This is a genomic window from Streptomyces sp. NPDC003077 (assembly GCF_040611095.1).
Taxonomy (GTDB): Bacteria; Actinomycetota; Actinomycetes; order Streptomycetales; family Streptomycetaceae; genus Streptomyces.
The window spans coordinates 1-18,961 of sequence record NZ_JBEXNM010000015.1 but is presented as its reverse complement, the minus strand read 5'-3'; the positions used below and the strand labels follow the sequence as shown (position 1 = coordinate 18,961).

Annotated in this window: 16 protein-coding genes and 1 pseudogene; 4 read left to right on the top strand and 13 right to left on the bottom strand. The window is 73.3% G+C overall.

Annotated elements, in window-relative coordinates; all coding sequences use genetic code 11:
- Window positions 1-21: 21 nt before the first annotated feature.
- The 7 genes from ABZX96_RS13155 to clpS all read right to left on the bottom strand — a co-directional run bounded on the left by ABZX96_RS13155 (window position 22) and on the right by clpS (window position 5,547).
- On the bottom strand, window positions 22-972 hold the full coding sequence (locus ABZX96_RS13155; protein WP_355542563.1) for a cysteine synthase: 951 nt from the start codon (window positions 970-972) through the stop codon (window positions 22-24).
- A complete protein-coding gene (locus ABZX96_RS13150) occupies window positions 972-1,265 on the bottom strand; it encodes a MoaD/ThiS family protein (protein WP_355542560.1) in 294 nt (97 codons plus the stop codon). The genes ABZX96_RS13155 and ABZX96_RS13150 overlap by 1 nt, the downstream gene beginning before the upstream one ends.
- 211 nt (window positions 1,266-1,476) lie before the next feature.
- Entirely contained in the window at window positions 1,477-1,644 is a 168-nt protein-coding gene (locus ABZX96_RS13145) for a putative leader peptide (protein ID WP_355542557.1), read from the bottom strand.
- 300 nt (window positions 1,645-1,944) lie between these two features.
- Window positions 1,945-2,370 (bottom strand): M67 family metallopeptidase, encoded by a 426-nt coding sequence (locus ABZX96_RS13140; protein ID WP_355542554.1) that lies wholly within the window; start codon window positions 2,368-2,370, stop codon window positions 1,945-1,947.
- Window positions 2,371-2,534: 164 nt separating this feature from the next.
- Window positions 2,535-3,995, bottom strand: coding sequence for an amino acid permease (locus tag ABZX96_RS13135; RefSeq protein WP_355542551.1), 1,461 nt, complete (start codon window positions 3,993-3,995; stop codon window positions 2,535-2,537).
- A gap of 617 nt (window positions 3,996-4,612) precedes the next feature.
- Window positions 4,613-5,221: a DUF2017 domain-containing protein gene (locus ABZX96_RS13130; protein ID WP_355542548.1), complete on the bottom strand. Its 609-nt coding sequence runs from the start codon at window positions 5,219-5,221 to the stop codon at window positions 4,613-4,615.
- Window positions 5,221-5,547: an ATP-dependent Clp protease adapter ClpS gene (clpS, locus tag ABZX96_RS13125; protein ID WP_355542856.1), complete on the bottom strand. Its 327-nt coding sequence runs from the start codon at window positions 5,545-5,547 to the stop codon at window positions 5,221-5,223. Before clpS ends, ABZX96_RS13130 begins: the two co-directional genes overlap by 1 nt.
- Before the next feature lie 230 nt (window positions 5,548-5,777).
- On the opposite strand from clpS, the gene ABZX96_RS13120 reads away from it, so the two are divergent.
- Window positions 5,778-7,106, top strand: coding sequence for a nicotinate phosphoribosyltransferase (locus tag ABZX96_RS13120; RefSeq protein WP_355542545.1), 1,329 nt, complete (start codon window positions 5,778-5,780; stop codon window positions 7,104-7,106).
- Window positions 7,107-7,872: 766 nt separating this feature from the next.
- Window positions 7,873-8,469 carry an isochorismatase family protein gene (locus ABZX96_RS13115; RefSeq protein WP_355542542.1) on the top strand — a complete coding sequence of 199 codons (597 nt, stop codon included), beginning with the start codon at window positions 7,873-7,875 and terminating at the stop codon, window positions 8,467-8,469.
- Between the two features lie 163 nt (window positions 8,470-8,632).
- On the opposite strand, the pseudogene ABZX96_RS13110 reads toward ABZX96_RS13115, so the two are convergent.
- A pseudogene (locus ABZX96_RS13110) lies at window positions 8,633-8,959 on the bottom strand (hypothetical protein); the annotation flags it as partial.
- A 650-nt stretch (window positions 8,960-9,609) separates the two neighbouring features.
- On the opposite strand from ABZX96_RS13110, the gene ABZX96_RS13105 reads away from it, so the two are divergent.
- A complete protein-coding gene (locus ABZX96_RS13105; protein WP_355542539.1) occupies window positions 9,610-9,951 on the top strand; it encodes a hypothetical protein in 342 nt (113 codons plus the stop codon).
- A 167-nt stretch (window positions 9,952-10,118) separates the two neighbouring features.
- Here ABZX96_RS13105 and ABZX96_RS13100 read toward each other — a convergent pair whose 3' ends face one another.
- Together ABZX96_RS13100 and ABZX96_RS13095 are read right to left on the bottom strand one after the other, a co-directional pair.
- Complete coding sequence (locus ABZX96_RS13100) at window positions 10,119-11,087, bottom strand: RDD family protein (protein ID WP_355542536.1); 969 nt, start codon at window positions 11,085-11,087, stop codon at window positions 10,119-10,121.
- A 133-nt stretch (window positions 11,088-11,220) separates the two neighbouring features.
- Window positions 11,221-13,263 carry an RDD family protein gene (locus tag ABZX96_RS13095; protein ID WP_355542533.1) on the bottom strand — a complete coding sequence of 681 codons (2,043 nt, stop codon included), beginning with the start codon at window positions 13,261-13,263 and terminating at the stop codon, window positions 11,221-11,223.
- Between the two features lie 246 nt (window positions 13,264-13,509).
- Here ABZX96_RS13095 and ABZX96_RS13090 point away from each other — a divergent pair, with 246 nt between their 5' ends.
- Complete coding sequence (locus ABZX96_RS13090) at window positions 13,510-13,998, top strand: SsgA family sporulation/cell division regulator (RefSeq protein ID WP_355542531.1); 489 nt, start codon at window positions 13,510-13,512, stop codon at window positions 13,996-13,998.
- A 162-nt stretch (window positions 13,999-14,160) separates the two neighbouring features.
- On the opposite strand, the gene ABZX96_RS13085 is transcribed toward ABZX96_RS13090, so the two are convergent.
- The 3 genes from ABZX96_RS13085 to ABZX96_RS13075 form a co-directional block, all read right to left on the bottom strand.
- Complete coding sequence (locus ABZX96_RS13085; RefSeq protein WP_355542528.1) at window positions 14,161-14,565, bottom strand: VOC family protein; 405 nt, start codon at window positions 14,563-14,565, stop codon at window positions 14,161-14,163.
- Window positions 14,566-14,791: 226 nt separating this feature from the next.
- On the bottom strand, window positions 14,792-16,234 hold the full coding sequence (locus tag ABZX96_RS13080) for an NAD(P)/FAD-dependent oxidoreductase (protein WP_355542525.1): 1,443 nt from the start codon (window positions 16,232-16,234) through the stop codon (window positions 14,792-14,794).
- 976 nt (window positions 16,235-17,210) lie between these two features.
- On the bottom strand, window positions 17,211-18,575 hold the full coding sequence (locus ABZX96_RS13075; RefSeq protein WP_355542522.1) for an FAD-linked oxidase C-terminal domain-containing protein: 1,365 nt from the start codon (window positions 18,573-18,575) through the stop codon (window positions 17,211-17,213).
- Between the last annotated feature and the right edge of the window lie 386 nt (window positions 18,576-18,961).

Sequence of the window (18,961 nt, the reverse complement as noted above, 5' to 3'; positions counted from 1 at the left end):
CACGCCCCCGACCCCGGCCTTTCACGCCCAAAGCTGCCCATGCAGCGTCTCGATGGCCGCCTCGGTGGATTCGGCGGTGTAGACCCCGGTCGAGAGGTACTTCCAGCCGCCGTCGGCGACGACGAACACCACGTCGGCGGTCTGCCCGGCGCGGACCGCCTTCTTGGCGACGCCGATCGCCGCGTGCAGCGCGGCGCCGGTGGAGACCCCGGCGAAGATACCTTCCTGCGCGAGGAGTTCCCGGGTGCGCCGCACGGCGTCCTCCGAGCCCACCGAGAACCGCGTGGTGAGCACGGTCTCGTCGTACAGCTCGGGGACGAAACCCTCGTCGAGGTTGCGCAGCCCGTACACGACGTCGTCGTAGCGCGGTTCGGCGGCGACGATCTGAACGCCGGGTACGTGCTCGCGCAGGTACCGGCCGACGCCCATGAGCGTGCCGGTGGTGCCGAGCCCCGCGACGAAGTGGGTGATGGAGGGGAGGTCGGCGAGGATCTCCGGGCCGGTGGTCGCGTAGTGGGCGCCGGCGTTGTCGGCGTTCCCGTACTGGTAGAGCATCACCCAGTCCGGGTGCTCGGCGGCCAGTTCCTTGGCGACGCGGACGGCCGTGTTGGAGCCGCCCGCCGCGGGGGACGAGATGATCTCGGCGCCCCACATGGCGAGCAGCTCGCGCCGCTCGGAGGAGGTGTTCTCCGGCATGACGCACACGATGCGGTAGCCCTTGAGCTTGGCCGCCATGGCGAGCGAGATGCCCGTGTTGCCGGAGGTCGGCTCCAGGATGGTGCAGCCCGGCGTCAGCCGGCCGTCCTTCTCCGCCTGCTCGATCATGTGCAGGGCGGGCCGGTCCTTGACCGAGCCGGTGGGGTTGCGGTCCTCCAGCTTGGCCCAGATCCGTACCTCGTCGGACGGCGACAGGCGCGGCAGGCGCACCAGCGGCGTGTTGCCGACGGCCGCGAGCGGGGAGTCGTACCGCATCAGCGCGTTCCGGCGGCGCCGGAGCCGCCCGCGACGGCCGGGAGGATGGTGACGTTGTCGCCGTCGGAGAGCTCGGTCGCGATGCCCTTGAGGAAGCGCACGTCCTCGTCGTTGAGGTAGACGTTCACGAAGCGGCGCAGCTCGCCGCCCTCGACGAGGCGCTCCTGGATGCCGGTGTGGCGGCTCTCCAGGTCGGCGAAGAGGTCGGCGAGGGTGTCCCCACTGCCCTGGACGGACTTCTGGCCGTCGGTGTAGGTGCGCAGGATGGTCGGGATTCGGACCTCGATGGCCATGAGAGTGCTCCTGTCGGGCTGCGGTGGCGTACCGGGTGGACTGGGTGCGTACGTGGGTCTGCGGAGGGTGCGCGGGCCGCGGGCGGGGCCGGGCGCACGGCGGCACGGCGGGGTGCCGGTGCGCCGGTCCGGCGCGCGCGGGTGACGCGGTGGTGCGGAGAAGCTGGTGACGCGAGTCGTGCGGGGCCGTGAAGGCGCGTACCCGTGCCGCTCAGTCCGCGTGGCCCGGACAGATCGCGCTGGCGAGTCGGCACAGGTCCACGTGCAGCCGCGCGGCCCCGCATCCGAAGACCCCGAGGAAGGCCGAGGCACAGCGACGCGCGGCGAGCGGAGCGAGCGCGGTGCCCTGCGTCTTTTCGCTCACGTCGTCGAAAACCATGCGGTCATCGTATCGATTCCCGGTCCGGCGACTGGAACCTCATCTCGGAGTGCGGACGTCCGGTGCACAACAGGTGGGACGGGCGCGCGGAGAGACCGCTTCCGGTGGCCGCGGTGAGGGCCTGCCGGATACCCCGCCGGTCCCGTGGGGACGGGCGCCCGGGCCGGCTCCGCGCGGCGCGCCACCGGCCCCGGACCGGCCGCACGGGCGGCCCGTACGCGCCGGTCAAGGGCGCGTCGGCCGCCCGTGCGGCCGGGTGGGCGACGCGTCGGCCGCCCGCTGGAGAGGGTCCCGCCGCGCTCACGCGTACGCGTCGACGACCTCGACCTCTTCCTCCGTGACCTCCCCGTCCACTATGCGGAACGAGCGGAACTGGAAGGGCCCGGCGTCGTCGGTGTCCGCGGTGGAGACGAGGACGTAGTGGGCGGCGGGCTCGTTGGCGTACGAGATGTCGGTGCGCGAGGGGTAGGCCTCGGTGGCGGTGTGCGAGTGATAGATGATGACCGGTTCCTCGTCCCGGTCGTCCATCTCGCGGTAGAGCTTGAGCAGGTCGGCGGAGTCGAACTCGTAGAAAGTGGGCGAGCGGGCGGCGTTGAGCATGGGGATGAACCGCTCGGGACGACCGCTGCCGGCCGGGCCCGCGACCACGCCGCACGCCTCGTCGGGGTGGTCCTGCCGGGTGTGCTCGACGATCTGGTCGTAGAGGGCCTTCGTGAGGGTCAGCATGCGGATCAGGATAGACAGAGGGCCCGTACGTACCGGTGCTTGGTACGTACGGGCCCACATGCTGGACGCCGGGCGTCCGAGGCTCAGTCCTCCTTGACGGAATCCGAGACTCAGTCCTCCTTGAGGGGCCCCGAGGCTCGGTCCCCCTTGGCCGGACCCGAGACTCAGTCCTCCTTGGCGGGAGCGGCCGACGCGCCCTCCTTGCGGCCCGCGAAGACCTCCGGGTTGCGGTTCTTGATGACCAGGTAGCCGATGGCCAGCAGGAGCCCCCACACCGGGGCCGCGTACAGCGAGATCCGGGCGTCCGGATCGACGCCCATCATGACGATGACCATGCCGATGAAGGCCAGCGCGAAGATCGAGGTGTACGGGGCGCCGGGTGCCCGGAAGCTGGACGCCGGCAGTTCCCCGCGGTTGACCTTGGCCCGGTAGCGGAGCTGGGAGAGCAGGATGGCGATCCAGGCCCACATGCCGGAGATGGTCGAGAAGGAGACGACGTAGTTGAACGCCTCGCCCGGCCACTGGTAGTTGATCCAGACGCCGAAGAGCATCATGGCCACGGAGACCGCGGTGCCGCGGGTCGGCAGCCCGTTCTTGCTCAGGTAGGTGAACATCTTCGGGCCCTGCCCGTTGCGCGACAGGTCGCGCAGCATGCGCCCGGTGGAGTACATGCCGGAGTTGGCGGACGAGAGGGCGGCGGTCAGGACGACGAAGTTGACGATGCCCGCACCGGCCGGCAGGCCGATCTTCGCGAAGGCGGCGACGAACGGGCTGACGCCCGGCTCGAAGACCGTCCAGCTCACGACCGACAGGATGATGATCAGCGCGCCGATGTAGAAGAGGCCGATCCGCCACGGGACGGTGTTGATGGCCTTGGGCAGGACCTTCTTGGGGTCGGTCGCCTCACCCGCGGTGACGCCGACGAGTTCGACGGCGAGGAAGGCGAACATCACGATCTGCAGGGTCATCAGGGTGCCGCCGATGCCCTTGGGGAAGAACCCGCCGTCGGACCACAGGAGGCTGAAGGAGGCGGTCTCCCCCGCGTCCGAGAAGCCGAGGGTGATCACGCCGAGGCCGATGAGGATCATGCCGATGATGGCGGTCACCTTGACCATCGAGAACCAGAATTCCAGCTCACCGAAGATCTTTACGGAAATCAGATTGATGCCGAAGAGGGCGATGGTGAAGACCAGAGCGGCGGCCCATTGCGGAATGGACTTGTTCCAGTACTGCACATAGGTGGCCGCCGCGGTCACTTCCGTGATGCCGGTGACGACCCAGAAAAGCCAGTAGGTCCAGCCCGTGACGAATCCCATGAAGGGGCCGAGGAATTCCCGCCCGTACTCCGAGAAGGAGCCCGAGACCGGCCGGTACATGAGCAGTTCGCCCAGGGCGCGCATGATGATGAAGATGACTATGCCGACCACGGCATAGGTGAGGATGATGCTCGGTCCGGCTTTTGAGATCGCCTTGCCCGCTCCGAGGAACAAGCCCGTGCCGATGGCGCCACCAATGGCGATCATCTGGATCTGCCGGTTGCCCAGCCCCCGCTGGTAGCCCTCTTCCGAGGCGGAACCCGCGGCCTCGTCGCCGTCGTGTCGTTTGCCGACCTGCACAGAGGTCATGAGTGGTGCGCCTTTCTCCATTCCGACCCGGTTTGTCCGGATCGGGTCCCGATCCCCCCGGATGGAGTTCCTGCACGCCGACGGTCGGTCGGCTCAGCGCTCCCGCAGCGACATGGGTGGCGTCACTCACGGCAGGTCGTGAACATTTATCACGACTGTTGCAGAACGACCAGTGATGTCTCGATGTAGATCTCGGTTAAAACCGGACAAAATCATGAAACATGCAGGAAGGTGCATGTGTTCGGTAATGGGATCGTTATCCGGATTCCCGTGTTCCCTCACCGAACCGTCATGATCAGGACAAGATAGCGGGGGCCTGGTGGCCTTGTCGCGGGGTGCGACAAGGGAGAAAGGGCGAAGTCGCGAGCCCGGGCGCGGAGGCCCGCTCCCGGCGCTGGTGGGGGCCTGCGGGGCAGGGTTCCGTGCGCCGTTGGCGGCAGGGGGCAGGGCGGGGCGGGCCCGGGTGGGCCTCGGAAACCGACGGGCACCGACGGGCACCGACGGGCTTCGGAAGCCGACGGGCGCCGACGGGACCGACCCCGCCGACGCCCGACCGCCCGGCGCACCCGCCGACGGAGTCCGGCGACCCGCTCTCACACTCCGCCGGCCTCCCGCCCTCACGTCATCAGCGCTTCCACCAACGTCTCCTGCAAGCCCCCCAGCCACAGGTACGCGACCGCCATCGGCTTGCGCGGGTCGGTGTCCGGGAGGCGGAGCAGGGCGTCGCCGTCCTCCTCGTCGGTGACCTCCAGGCGGGTGCCGAGGGCGAGGCGGAGGTCGTTGAGGGCGCCGAGCCACTGGCGGCACTCGTCGGGCTTCAGGCGCAGCACGGCGCCCCCGGGGCCGCCCTCGCCGCCGCCGACGACCGGCCCCAGCGAGTCCAGGGCGCGCACCATCGCGAGCGCGTCCTCGCGCTTGCGGGCGCGCAGGTCGTTCTCGGTGTAGCGGCGGAACTCGGCGGAGGCGGCGTGCGTGTCGTCGTCCGGCACCACGTCGGGACCGCCGTACGCGTCCGGGAACAGCCGCGCCAGGACCGGGTCGGAGGGCGGCTCGCTGGGGCCCTCGGTGAAGAGCGCGGCGAGCGGGTCGGCGTCGCCGTCCGGCTCCTCGCCCGGGCCGATCAGCTCCAGGAGCTGGACGGCGAGGCTGCGCAGGATGGAGATCTCGACCTCGTCGAAGGGGGCGGCGGCACCGCCGCCGGGCAGGGGTTCGAAGTGGCCGGCCATCAGCGGTCCTGCTGAAGGGTCGCCCAGAGGCCGTAGCCGTGCATGGCCTGCACGTCGCGCTCCATTTCCTCGCGGCTGCCGCTGGAGACGATCGCGCGGCCTTTGTGGTGGACGTCGAGCATGAGGCGGCGGGCCTTGTCCTTGGAGTAGCCGAAGTAGGACTGGAAGACGTAGGCGACGTAGCTCATGAGGTTGACGGGGTCGTTGTGAACGACCGTGACCCACGGGACGTCGGGCTCGGGCACCTCGAAAGGCGCCTCACTGGACTCGGGACGCTCGATCTCCGTCGGCGCGCCGAGCGCGCAACGCGGCGGCGGCTGGACGATGGTGGGTGACAAGTGGGCGCTCACGTTCCCCATGCTGCCACCCGGAGTGGGGCATCGCACAAACGACCCGGGGAACCTCACCGCCGGGCATCCGGCCCGGCCGGGGGAACGCCACCGCGCACGCGCGCCCCGGCCGGGAGAAGGCCGCACGCGGACCGCCCGCCCCGGGCCGACCGGCCGCCGCCCCCGAAATCGTCAAAGTGACGAGTAAGGGAGGTAGCATCCACCGCATGAACACAGCAGACCTGGGGCTGCCGGTGGCCGTGCCGTCGACTGCGCTCTTCACGGACCAGTACGAGCTCACCATGTTGCAGGCCGCGCTGCGGGCCGGCACCGCCGACCGCCGCTCGGTCTTCGAGGTCTTCACCCGCCGCCTGCCCGAGGGCCGCCGCTACGGCGTGGTCGCGGGCACCGGCCGGGTCCTGGACGCGGTGGAGAACTTCCGCTTCGACCCGATGATCCTGGGCTTCCTGCGCGACCGCCGCATCCTCGACGAACCGACGCTGGAGTGGCTCGCCGACTACCGCTTCCGCGGCGACATCTGGGGCTACCCGGAGGGCGAGGTCTACTTCCCCGGCTCACCGATCATGCGCGTCGAGGGCACGTTCGCCGAGGCGGTGGTGCTGGAGACGGTGATCCTGTCGATCCTCAACCACGACTCGGCGGTGGCCGCGGCGGCGTCCCGCATGTCCGTGGCGGCGGGCGACCGTCCGCTGATCGAGATGGGTGCCCGGCGCACGCACGAACTCTCCGCGGTGGCCGCCGCCCGCGCCGCCTACGTGGGCGGCTTCCACACCACGTCCGACCTGGCGGCGGGGTTCCGCTACAACATCCCCACGGTCGGCACCAGCGCGCACGCCTTCACCCTGCTGCACGACAGCGAACGGGACGCCTTCACCGCGCAGGTCGCGACCCTGGGCAGCGGCACCACACTGCTCGTGGACACCTACGACGTGGCCACCGCCGTCCGCACGGCCGTGGAGGTGGCCGGCACCGGCCTCGGCGCCGTCCGGATCGACTCGGGCGACCTGCTGCTCCTCGCCCACCGGGTCCGCCAGCAGCTCGACGAGCTCGGCGCCACCAAGACCCGCATCGTGGTGACCAGCGACCTGGACGAGTACGCCATCGCCTCGCTCGCCGCCGCCCCCGTGGACGCGTACGGGGTCGGCACCCGTCTGGTGACCGGCAGCGGGCACCCGACCTGCTCGATGGTCTACAAGCTCGTCGCGCGCGCCGAGAGCGACGCCCCGGGCGCCCCGCTGCGACCGGTCGCCAAGAAGTCGATGGGCGCCAAGTCCTCGGTCGGCGGGCGCAAGTGGTCCGCCCGTCGGCTGGACGAGACCGGGATCGCCGAGGCGGAGGTCATCGGCACCGGCGAGATCCCGCCGGAGCTGGCCGAGCGGCAGCTGGCGGTGCCGCTCGTCCGCGGCGGCGAGGTGGTGGGCCGCGAGCCGCTGGAGGCCGCCCGCGACCGGCACCTCCGCGCCCGGGCCGGGCTGCCGATGTCCGCGACCCAGCTCTCGCGCGGGGAGCCGGTGCTTCCGACGGAGTATGTGTGACGAATGGGGGCGCGGCTCGCGGGGGCGTGGCGCCCGGGTGTGGCGTCCGGGTGTGTGGCGTCCGGGTGTGTGGCTCCCGGACGCACGGCTCCCGGGGGAACGGCGCCCGGGGCGCATGGCTCCCGCGGCTCAGGCGCGCAGGACCCTCGCGGCTCAGGGATGAATGACTCGACTCCTGCGGCTCACGGGTGAATGGCTTCCGGGTGACGAGGGGGAAGCTGCCTTAGGGGGACGCGGCAAGCGTGACGCGGGGCGACCGGTGCGGTGGTCGGGAGGGGGTGACAGGTGTGGCCTGGGGGCATGTGTGGCACTCGGGTGCCGGTGGTTCGCCGGGCGGTGGCGCGTGGGCCGGGGTGCCTCGGGGTCCGGGTGAGCCCCGGCGTCCGGCGGGGCGCCGTACTCCGCCCGCGCACTCCGTCCGGCCACCGCGTGCGCACTCCCGCCCGGGCGGCCCGGTGGCTACCCTCGGTGACATCGGACCGTACTGCTGCCGGTCCCTCTTCCGGTCCGCCGCCGGCTCGTTCCCCCAGGCGCCCCACGCTCCACCGTCTTCGCATCGGTCTCTCGTCGTCCCTCTCGTTTCCCTCGTTCCTCGTCGTCTTCGTCACTCTTCGTCAGCCTCGTCGGCCTCGCCGGCCCCATTGGCTTCCTGGGGCTTCTTCATCCCCGAAATCCCGCGGATTCCCCGGATCCCCCGCACCCCCGACACCCCGTCATCCCCGTCAGCGCTTCCCGTTCCACCCACCGGCCAGGAAAGGCACGCACCATGCACCGGGCATTGATCGTCGTCGATGTACAGAACGACTTCTGCGAAGGCGGCAGCCTCGCGGTGGCAGGAGGGGCTGACGTGGCCGCGGCCATCACCGATCTGGTGGGCCAGACCGCGGGCGGCTGCTACCGGCACGTCGTCGCCACCAGGGACCACCACATAGAACCGGGCGACCACTTCTCCGACCAGCCCGATTACGAGAACTCCTGGCCGCCGCACTGCGTGGCGGGCACCGAGGGCAGCGGCTTCCATCCCAACTTCGCGCCCTCCATCGCCTCCGGCGCCGTCGACGCGGTCTTCGACAAGGGCATGTACAGCGCCGCCTACAGCGGTTTCGAGGGCGTGGACGAGAACGGCCGGGCGCTCGCGGACTGGCTGCGCGACCACGACGTGACGGAGGTGGACGTGGTCGGCATCGCCACGGACCACTGCGTGCGGGCCACGGCCCTGGACGCGGTGCGCGAGGGGTTCCGTACGCACGTCCTGCTGGACCTGACGGCGGGCGTGGCCCGGCACACCACGGAGGCGGCCCTGGAAGCGCTCAAGGAGGCGTCGGTGGAGCTGAGCGGCAAGCCGGTGATCCTCAGCGGCTGAGCAGCCCGTACGGGCCCTGCGGATCCTGCGGGCCCTGTGGATGCTGCGCGTCCTGCGGGTCCGGGGAACCCCCCGGGCGCTCGCGGCCCCCGCGATCCTCCGGATACGGCTCTCGCCCGTGCGGTCGCGGGTCCTGTTCGCGCACCGGTGGGCGCAGCAGGCCGGCTATCGGGTGCCAGGACTCCGTGTCGTCCTCCAGGACCGCCCGCCAGACCAGGCCGTCCGGGTGGTGCAGCACCGCGGTGATCTCGTCCGGGGTGGGCGGCGCGGTGTTCCCGCGCAGGTAGACCGAGCGCAGGCCGAGGTTGCGCAGCCGGGTCAGGGCGCGCTGGCGGTTGCGGGCGTGGACGAGGACGCGTACGCGGCGGCCCGCGCCGTCCGGCCGGGGCAGCCACAGGGCGACCACCACGTTCCCGCCCGGCAGGCGGACGTATCCGCCGCCCGCTCCCCCGGCCGTTCCGCCGCCGGGCACTCCCTCGGTCGTGGACATTCCACCCCCACGAGACTGTGTGTCAACAAGGCCCCGTCCTCCGCATCCAACCCCCATCGGCCACCGCCCGCCAGTGGAAGGCCGTCACACCGTCGATGACCAGCCATTTCACCGTTCGCTCCGGTGGGCCGCAGGGGCCGGCGCGGGGCCGGTCCGGGGCCGGTCCGGACGTTTCCGGCCGCGGCACGGCACCGGTGTCAGGAACGATCAGGGGGCGGCGCGGTCACGCCCCGTCCGCGTGGCCGGGGCCGCACGGCGGCCGGGGCCGCCCCGCCGCCGGGTGCCGCAGACGGGCCGCCGGATACCGTCCGCCGGGCGCCGCGCGTCGCTCGCCGACCGCCGCGTCCGATACGTGTCCGGCCCCCGCCGAAGGTGTGCGATAAGCGGTCGTCCGCGACCGGTCAGCGGACGGTGGCAGGGGGCGCGTACGCCCTCATCGCCGGACGCAGCGGCGCCCCACGTTCGCCAACAGACGCACAGCTCACGGGCGTCCAAGCGCGTGATGGCGCCGTGCGCCCCCGTGCCTCGGAACCGTGGGTCAGGTCACGCTTACCGCCAGTTCCCCTCGGGAAGTAAGGACCGTAGAGTCGCTTGACGGCGCGCCACAGTCGACCGACAGCCCTTACCGACCTTTGAGGGACGGAATCGTCATGCCTCGTCCGACTCCCGCACAGCTCGCCTACGGCTCGGCCACCGTCGTCTTCTCCACACTCGCCATGCTGCTGCTGTCCCAGACGCGGACCGGGGTCGGCATCGTCGTCATCGCCCTCGTCGCCCTCGGCCTCGGCCTGCTCGTGGCGCTCACGGCGGCCCCGGCGCCTCGGGGCGCGCGCGGCGCCCGCCGGCGTGCGGCGCGCACGGCGTCCACGGCGCGATCCGGGGACGAGGCGTCCGCCGACTCCACGCCGCCACGGCCGGTGCGGATTCCCCGCCAGTCGCCGCGGCAGCGCACGCACACGGCCGGTACCGCCGTACGGGAACGCTCCCGCTGAGCCACCCGCTGTCCGTCCGCTTTCACGCGCCGCGCATGTCCTCGCGCATCTATAGGTGATGACGGCCTGTCAGGGGCGAGCGACCACGGGAAGCCCGCCCCCGGCCGTGATCTCCCGTACGGGATCCGCCGCCTCCCCATCGGCGGACGCGCGCGGGAACACCGGGCTCACGCGGCGGAGACCACCACCGTCCGCGCCGCCTTGTCGTGCAGGCACTGCTGGTACGGCTTGTCCCAGGTGCACCACAGGACGTTGACGAGCCAGAAGAGGAAGCCGCAGCAGGGCACGATCTCCGGCAGCGTGTAGACGGCCGCCCGCACCCAGCCCGCCGGGCCCGTCGGGATCGCCCCGTTGTCCAGCATCGCGACGCGAATACCCATGATCATCTTGCCCACGGTCTGGCCGCGGCTGGTCAGCATCAGTCCCTCGTAGACCAGGTAGGCCAGCATCGTGATGCCCGAGACCGTCGCCTGCCTGCCGCTGTCCGCGCTGCTCGTACTGGTGTAGTCCACCCCGCCGACGAGGAGACTGACGATCAGTCCGACGGGCACGCCGATGATGAGCCCGTCGATGATGCGGGCCACCAGCCGCCGGCCGCGATGCGCGAGCGGCGGCATTCCGGCCAGCGGGTCGGCCGCGCCGTACGGGCCGCCGTAAGGGCCGCCGCCGTAGGGGCTGCCCCCGTAAGGGTCACCGCCGTAAGGACCGTTCCCGTAGGGGCCGCCCCCGTACGGGCCCTGGCCGTAGGGCGGCCCGCCGCTCGGCGGGGGCGGGGGCGGGCCGCCCGCCTCGCCGGTCCCGTAGGCCGTACCGCCGTACGGCGAACCGTCCCGGGGCGTCCCGTCGCGGGGCGGACCCTCATGGGCGGGACCGTCGTAGGGCGGAGCCCCGTAGGGAGACCCGTCGGGGGGCGGGCCGTCATAAGGGGAGCCCTCACGGCCGTCATAAGGAGAGCCCTGACGGCCGTCTTGAGGGGCGCTCTCATGAGGGGGCCCCTCGCGCGGGGAGCCGGAACCGCCGTACGGGGAACCGTTCGCCGACGGACGCGGCTCGCCCGGCGGCCTCGGTCCCTTCCGGAACGGGTCGTCCTCCGGGGGCTCACCGGAGGCTCCGGGCCTCGGCTGGTCGCTGCTCATGGCCCGAGTCGAACCCCTGGCGCGGCCCGTCGCACCCCGCGCGCGCCGTTCGGGGGACGGAAACGGCCCCGGATCGGTCGATCCGGGGCCGTTTCCGACGGAAGAGCGGGGCGGCGCCGCGCCTGAGGGCGGATCAGTTCCCGGCGACGAAGGTGCCGGCGACCTTGTCGTGCCAGCACTGCCGCCAGGGACGGTCGAACAGGCACCACAGGACGTTGACGATCCCGACGGCCACCATCCCCAGCACGCCGTACACCAGCCAGCGCTTGAGCGCCGCCGCGAAGGACGGCTTGTCGTGCCCCTCGATGTCCAGCACCCTGACGCCGCACAGCTTCTTGCCGAGCGTGCGGCCCCACTTGGCCGTCGGCAGCGCCTCGCAGAGCACCCCGGCGACCAGCAGGACGGCGAGCACGATGCCCAGGTACGGGCCGGTGGTGCCGTCGAGCAGGTAGACCGTGACCTGCCGGCCGGTCTGCTTGGCCGCCTCGACCTTCTCGTCGATGTGGTCGGCCGCCTGCACCCACAGCGGGACGGCGGCGGCGCCGGTGACGACGGCCAGCACGACGCTGTCCACCAGCCGGGCCGCCAGCCGGCGCCCGAGCCCGGCCGGCCGGCCCTGCTCCTGCGTGCCGAACGGGTCGGAGACCGGCGGCTTCCACGGGATGACGCTCTCGGGCCCGCCGGACTGCGGCGGGACGACCGGCCCGGAGGCCGCGAGCCGCCCGTCCTGCGCGGGGAACCCGGCGGCGGGCCCGGACGCCGCCGGACGGTGCTGCGGACCGGGGGCCGACGCGGACTGCGGGCCCGGGGAGGCCGGAGCACCGGCCCGCGGGAACGGGGACGGCTGGACGGGGGAGGACGGCTGGACGGGGGACGGCCGCCCCGGCGCCGGCTGCGGCGTCGTCAGGCCCTGCGCCCCGGCCTGCGGACCGCCTTGCACCCCGCCCTGCGCCGCGTCCTGCCGCGGCGGGCGGGCCGGGGATGCCGGGGACTGGGACGGGAGCGGCTGCCGGGCCGACGGCTGGGGCTGCCCGCCCGGCCGGCCGTCCTGGGCGGGTGCCGTACCGCCGGAGGGCAGCGACCTCGGCGCCCCGATGGACGGCCCGTCCGACGGCGGGGCGGTGAGGCGGATGGCCATCGTGTCGCCGGTCTTCCGCGGCGCCGGGCCGTCCGGGCGCACCGCGCGGATGGTCGCGGTCCCCTGGTCGGTGTCGCCGCGCGGGGCGGGTTCGCGGCCCACCGCGCGGAAGGTCGTCGTCCCGTGATCGGTGCCGGGACCGGGCTCGCGGACGGCGCGGATGGTGACCGTGCCGTCCGGACGGGAGGGGTCGGGCGGCAGCGCGTCGGCGGACGTGGCGGCGGGCGCCTGCTCGGCGGACGGGGATGCCGACGCGCGCTCGGCGCCCGGGGCCGCGTGGGCCCGCCCTGCGGCGTCCGCCGCACCCACCGGCTCGGCGGCGCCCGGCGTTTCCGCCGCCCCGCCCTGAGCTGCCGAATCGGTCCGCCCCGCCGAAGACGAAGGGGGGACCGGCGACGCGGCCCCCGCCCGCCGAGTGGCCGCACCGCCGGAAGCCCCGGCCGCATCCGCGGCCTCGTCCGAGGGCGCCCCCCACGACACCCGGTGATCCGGCGCACCGGCGAACCCGCCCTGCCGGCCCGCGTCCGCCTGCCAGGCGGAGGCGGGCCCGGCGGACGCGCCGGAGGACGGCCGCCCGGGGCCCGGCTCGGAAGGCGTGCCGGAGGACAGCCGTCCGGGACCCGGCTCGGAAGGCGTGCCGGAGGACAGCCGTCCGGGGCCCTCCCACGCCGCCAGGGTGCGGTCGTCCACCTCACTGCCGGGACCCGGCGCGGGACGGCCGGAGTCGGCGCCGGAGGCCGCCCCGGCGGGCTGCTCCGTCTCGTCGAAGAACACCGGGCCGGTCTCCTCCTGCGCGGCGGCCCGGGCCCCGTCCCCCGCGCGCCCCGCCCCGGACGGCGGTGCGGCCGGCGCCTGGGGGCGGGCGGCGGCGCCCGGCGGCGGCGCGGGCAGCGGCTCGCCCTCGGCGGGGGCCGGGCGGCTGGTGCCCGGAACCCACGCGGTCCCGCTCCAGTAGCGGATGTAGCCGGGGATGGACGGGTCCGGGTAGAAGCCTGGCGTGGGGCTGCCGCCCTCGGATCCGGAGGTAGGGGCGCTCATGTCCGAAGTCCCGTATCTGTTCTCGGCCTGGTGTGTGGTGGGTGGGGCATGTGCAGTCTGCCGCAACGCAGCGACCACATCTATCAGACCGAGGGGCGGGCCCGTGCCGTCCCCATGCCGGACCACCTGGAAGTGGGCCGCGAAAAAGGCCGCGAAGCCGTGTAAGGCCACGGGGGCCGCACCGTCCCTTTGAGGTGCGGGCCCTCATACGGGTGCCCGCCCAGGGAGAGATAGAGAGGCGGTCCCATGCAGCACACCGTGGTGGAACGAGAGCTGGAGCTGGGTCTGGTCCTGTCACCGGAGCACAGCGTCCCCGTCCCGGCCCGGCTGGCCTACCGTACGGACGACCCCTACGCCGTCCACGTCACCTTCCACATCGGCTCGCCGTCCCCCGTCGGCTGGACCTTCGCCCGCGAGCTGCTGGTGGAGGGGGTGTTCCGGCCGTGCGGCCACGGTGACGTGCGGGTCTGGCCGACGAAGTCGCGGGCGCGCGGCGTGGTCTGTGTGGCGCTCAGTTCGCCGGACGGCGAGGCGCTGCTGGAGGCGCCCGCGGCGGCGGTGTCGGCGTGGCTGGAGCGCACGCTGCGGATCGTCCCGCCGGGGACGGAACAGGACCACCTGAAGCTGGACAAGGGCCTGAGCCGCCTCCTCACCCCGGCGCCGCGCGAGGACCCGTGGCCGGACGGGTCCGGCGCGTCCGGCACGTCCGGCGACGGCCCGGACGGGGCCGCGTAGGGCTTTTCCCCGCGCGTAGGGCCTTTCCCGGAAGGGCCCCGCGCAGGGCTTTCCCGACGGTGGCGCGTCACCGGCTGCGGGCGGTGTCCCGGGACCGGCCTGCGGGCGGTGTCCCGGGACCGGCCCTCCCCTGGGCCGCCCCGGAGCACACCGCCCGTGGGTTCAGGAAGCGCTCAGGTCCTCCAGAGTGTGCTTGCGGGTGAGGAACTCGATGGCGTGGCCGTCCGGGTCGCTCACGTAGACGCCCCGGCCACCGCCGATGTGGTTGATCTCCTTCGGCTTCTCGTGGTACGGGTCCGCCCAGTACGGCAGGTCGCGCTCCTGGATGCGGGCGAAGATCTGGTCGAACTCATCCTCGTCGACCAGGAACGCCAGGTGCTGGAGCACGATCTGCTCCGGCTTCACGACGAAGTCGGCGTAGTCGATGGTCAGGCCGTTGCCGACGGGCACGGCCGCGAACGGGCCGAAGGCCTGGGGCTCGGGACCGTCGATCAGTTCCGAAAGGAACCGGGCGGAAGCGAACTTGTCGCGGGCGTGAATGATGGTGTGGTCGAGCTGTACGGGCACGAGGGGCCTCCTGCGTCATCCGCTGCGGACAGGGCCGTTGGTGCTGCTCTGTGACCTGCGCGCTGTTGCCTGCGCACCACCGACCGTATGTCCGCGTGCCCGTGGCAGGAATCGGGATTTCGTCCTACGTCGTACGGCGCACGGAGTCCGTCGTACGGCGTACGGGGCCCGTCGTGCGGCGCACAGCCCCAAGGGGAAGGGCCCTTTGCCGTCCGCGGGGATGTCTTCAGCCCCGATACGTCTCCAGCAGCCGCAGCCACACCTCGCTGACCGTCGGGTAGGCCGGGACGGCGTGCCAGAGGCGGTCGATGGGGACCTCGCCCGCGACCGCGACGCTCGCGGAGTGCAGCAGCTCCCCCACGGCCGCGCCCACGAAGGTGACGCCGAGGAGGACCTCCCGGTCCAGGTCGACGACCATACGGGCGCGCCCCCGGTAACCGTCGGCATACAGGGCGGCACCTGCCACGGAGGACAGGTCGTAGTCGACGGCGCGCACCCGGTGGCCGGCGCGCTCGGCGGCCTCGGCGGTCAGGCCGACCGAGGCGACTTCGGGGTCGGTGAAGACCACTTGGGGGACCGCGGCGGTGTCGGCGGTCGCGGCGTGCGCGCCCCAGGGCTCCCCCTGGACGGCCGCGCCCCGCGCGCGGGCCGCGATGACGGCGCCGGTGATGCGGGCCTGGTACTTGCCCTGGTGGGTCAGCAGCGCGCGGGCGTTGACGTCGCCGCAGGCGTACAGCCAGTCGCCGGAGACGGCGGTCACCCGGCAGGTGTCGTCCACCTCCAGCCACGAACCCGGTTCCAGGCCCACCGTCTCCAGGCCCAGGTCGTCGGTGCGCGGCGCGCGGCCGGTGGCGAACAGCACCTCGTCGGCAACGATCTCCTCGCCGCCGTCCAGCGTGATCGTGACCGGCCCGTCCGGCTCCGGCCGCCGCACGCCGGTCACCGACGCGCCGGTGCGCACCGTGGCGCCCGCCTCGGTCAGCGCCTGCTCGACCAGTTCGCCCGCGAAGGGCTCCATCTTCGGCAGCAGTCCCCCGCCCCGCACCAGCAGCGTCACCCGGGACCCGAGCGCCTGCCAGGCCGTTGCCATCTCGACGCCGACCACCCCGCCGCCGACCACCGCCAGCCGGGGCGGGACGGAGCCGGCGCTGGTGGCCTCGCGGCTGGTCCACGGCCGCGCCTCGGCCAGCCCCGGCAGGCCGGGCAGCTTGGCGCGGCTGCCCGTGCAGACGGCGACGGCGTGCCGGGCGGTCAGCACCCGGGCGCGGTCCGTACCGCCGTCCACCACGACCCGCCGGGGCCCGTCCAGCCTGGCGTGGCCGCGTACGAGGTCGATCCCGGCCGACTCCAGCCACTGGACCTGGCCGTCGTCCTTCCAGTGCGAGGCGAAGCCGTCGCGGTGGGCGAAGATCGCGGCGGCGTCCAGCGGCTCGTCGATCGCCCGCGGCACGCCCGGCACCCGGCGGGCGTCGGCGCGCGCGGTGACCGGCCGCAGCATCGCCTTGCTCGGCATGCACGCCCAGTACGAGCACTCGCCGCCGACCAGTTCGCTCTCCACGATCACCGCGCTCAGGCCGTTGGCGCGCGCCCGGTCGGCGACGTTCTCGCCGGTCGGCCCCGCCCCGAGCACCACCACGTCGTACTCGTGCGTCTCGTCTGTCCCCGCCATCGTTTCCTCGCTCCTCCGTCGGCCGGTGCGGTCCGTACCCACTGGGGCGGCTCACCCCGAATCGCCTTCTCACACCTCGTCCCGCCGCGTCCGGGGCCGTGCCGCCGGTCGACCGCCGTGCGGTGGCGCGGTCGGGCCGGTGGACGGGTGGATCAGCGGGCGATCGGGGCAGCGGCGTGGGCCGTCGTGCGCCGGCTCGCGCGGTTCTCGTCGTCCCGTGCGGCGGTGGGGTCACACCGGCCGTTCGGAACCTGTTCTTGTGCGGTGCGCGTCCATCCTCTGCCGGAGTGCCGGGTTCGGCCACACCACACGCGTACGGGACCACACCCGGACGCGGCGGAACCGGCCGGGAGTGCCCCAGGATCGGTACAGGAGTGCACAACGGCGTGCTCGCCCGCGTTCCGGCGGGCCGGGCCGGTCGGGCCGATCCGGCCGGTCGGGCAGGCGGGACGGGCCGGTTGGTGACGCGCGTGTGCGGGACGGCCGGAGGCGTGCGTCCGTGGAACGGCCGAAGGCGTGCGTCCGTCGAGCGGACGGGGCGTGCGCCCGTGCAGCGGCCGACTGAGGACACCGGCGGAACGGTCAACGGTCGGCGGCGCACGCCGGCCACATCAGCCGCCGGTGCTTCCCTACGTTCCCAGGCGCCCGCCCGTGCGCCACCACGCCCGTACGTGCTTCCGTGCGCCGTACGAACATCCGCGCGACCGCGCACGCGACCCGTGCACACGGCCGGACGCGCCTCGCCCGGCCTTCCCGCGCCCCGGCACACTCATCGGCGCCCGGCGCGCGAGAGCACTACCGGCGCGCCGGACCAGCCCTCGTCATCGAAGCGGCACCCACGAGACGAACCGGCCGAACCATACGGAGCGATCGCCGACCGACACCGCCCGATTGCCGACCGACACCGACCGACGCCGGAGCCCCGACACCACCCGACACCGGCCCCCCGACGCCGACCGACGCCGGAAGCCGCCCCTCAAAACACCTTGCCCGGATTGAGAATCCCCAACGGATCGAACACCGCCTTGATCCCGCGCTGCATCTCCAGCCCCACCGGTCCCAGTTCCCGGGCCAGCCACTCCTTCTTCAGGACCCCGACGCCGTGCTCGCCGGTGATCGTGCCGCCCAGTTCCAGGCCGAGCGCCATGATCTCGTCGAAGGAGTCGCGGGCGCGCCGGGACTCGTCCGGGTCGGCGGCGTCGAAGCAGACCACCGGGTGGGTGTTGCCGTCGCCCGCGTGGGCGCAGACGCCGATGGTCAGGTCGTACTTCTCGGCGATCGCGGCGGTGCCGTCGAGCATGGCGGCGAGCCGCGAGCGCGGGACGCACACGTCGTCGATCATCGTCGCCGACTTGATCGTCTCCAGGGCGGTGAGGGTCATCCGCCGCGCCTGGAGGAGGAGGTCGGACTCGGCGGCGGTGTCGGCCGGGACGACCTCGGTGGCGCCGGCGGCGGTGCACAGCTCGCCGACGGCGGCGAGGTCGGCGGACGGGTCGGGGGTGTCGAAGGCCGCGAGCAGCAGGGCCTCGGTGCTGTCGGGGAGGCCCATGTGGGCCATCGCGTTGACGGCGCGGACGCTGGTGCGGTCCATGAGTTCCAGGAGCGAGGGCGCGTGGCCGCGCGCCATGATCTCGCAGACCGCGTCGCAGGCGGCGGCCACGGACGGGAACTCCGCCGCCAGCGCGAGCTGTTGCGGCGGTTCGGGCTTGAGGGCGAGGACGGCGCGGACGACGACGCCGAGGCTGCCTTCCGAGCCGACGAACAGCCGGGTCAGGTCGTAACCGGCCACTCCCTTGGCGGTGCGCCGTCCGGTGGACAGCAGCCGGCCGTCCGCGAGGACGACGTCCAGGCCGAGGACGTACTCGGCGGTCACGCCGTACTTGACGCAGCACAGGCCGCCGGAGGCGGTGCCGATGTTGCCGCCGATGGTGCACTGTTCCCAGCTGGAGGGGTCCGGCGGGTAGTAGAGGCCGTGTTCGTTGACGGCGCGGGAGAGGACGGCGTTGACGACGCCGGGCTCGACCACCGCGATCCGGTCGACGGGGTTGATCTCGATGATCCGGTCCATCTTGACCAGGGACAGCAGAATGCAGCCGTCCGAGGCGTTGGCCGCCCCCGACAGCCCCGTACGGGCCCCCTGGGGGACGACGGGGACGCGCAGGGCGGTGGCCGTGCGCATGACGTGCTGGACCTGTTCGACGGTGCGGGGCAGGACGACGGCCACCGGGGTGCCGGCCGCGCAGAAGCTCGCCGCGTCGTGGGCGTAGGAGGCGGTGACGTCGGGATCGGTGAGGACGGCTTCTTCGGGGAGTCCGGCTCGCAACCGCGCGATGAGGTCCATGTGGCCCAGCCTCGCATCCATGGGACGTACACGGAAGGTTCGGGAACTCCTGCTTCCCCTGGTGTGCCGGGAGCGAACCGGGGCGGGTGCGAAACCGGACCCGCAGGGGTGTGGTCAGCACCCCCACGGGTCCGTCCGTACGGCCCCGGAGCCCCGGAGGCCGTTCCCTTACGGGCCCGGAAAACCCTCACGGTTCCTTACGGGCCCGGGTCCACGCGCCCCCTACGGGCCGGCCGGACGCACCCGCGGGGAAGTACCGGGTGCGTCCGGCCGCCGCGGTGTCACGCGAGCGCCCCGGCGGAGTGCCCGAGGGCGCCCTCGTCATCGTCCGAAAGCGCCCCCCACGGCCACCCCGGGACCGTCACACCCCGCCGCCCCCGCCGGGG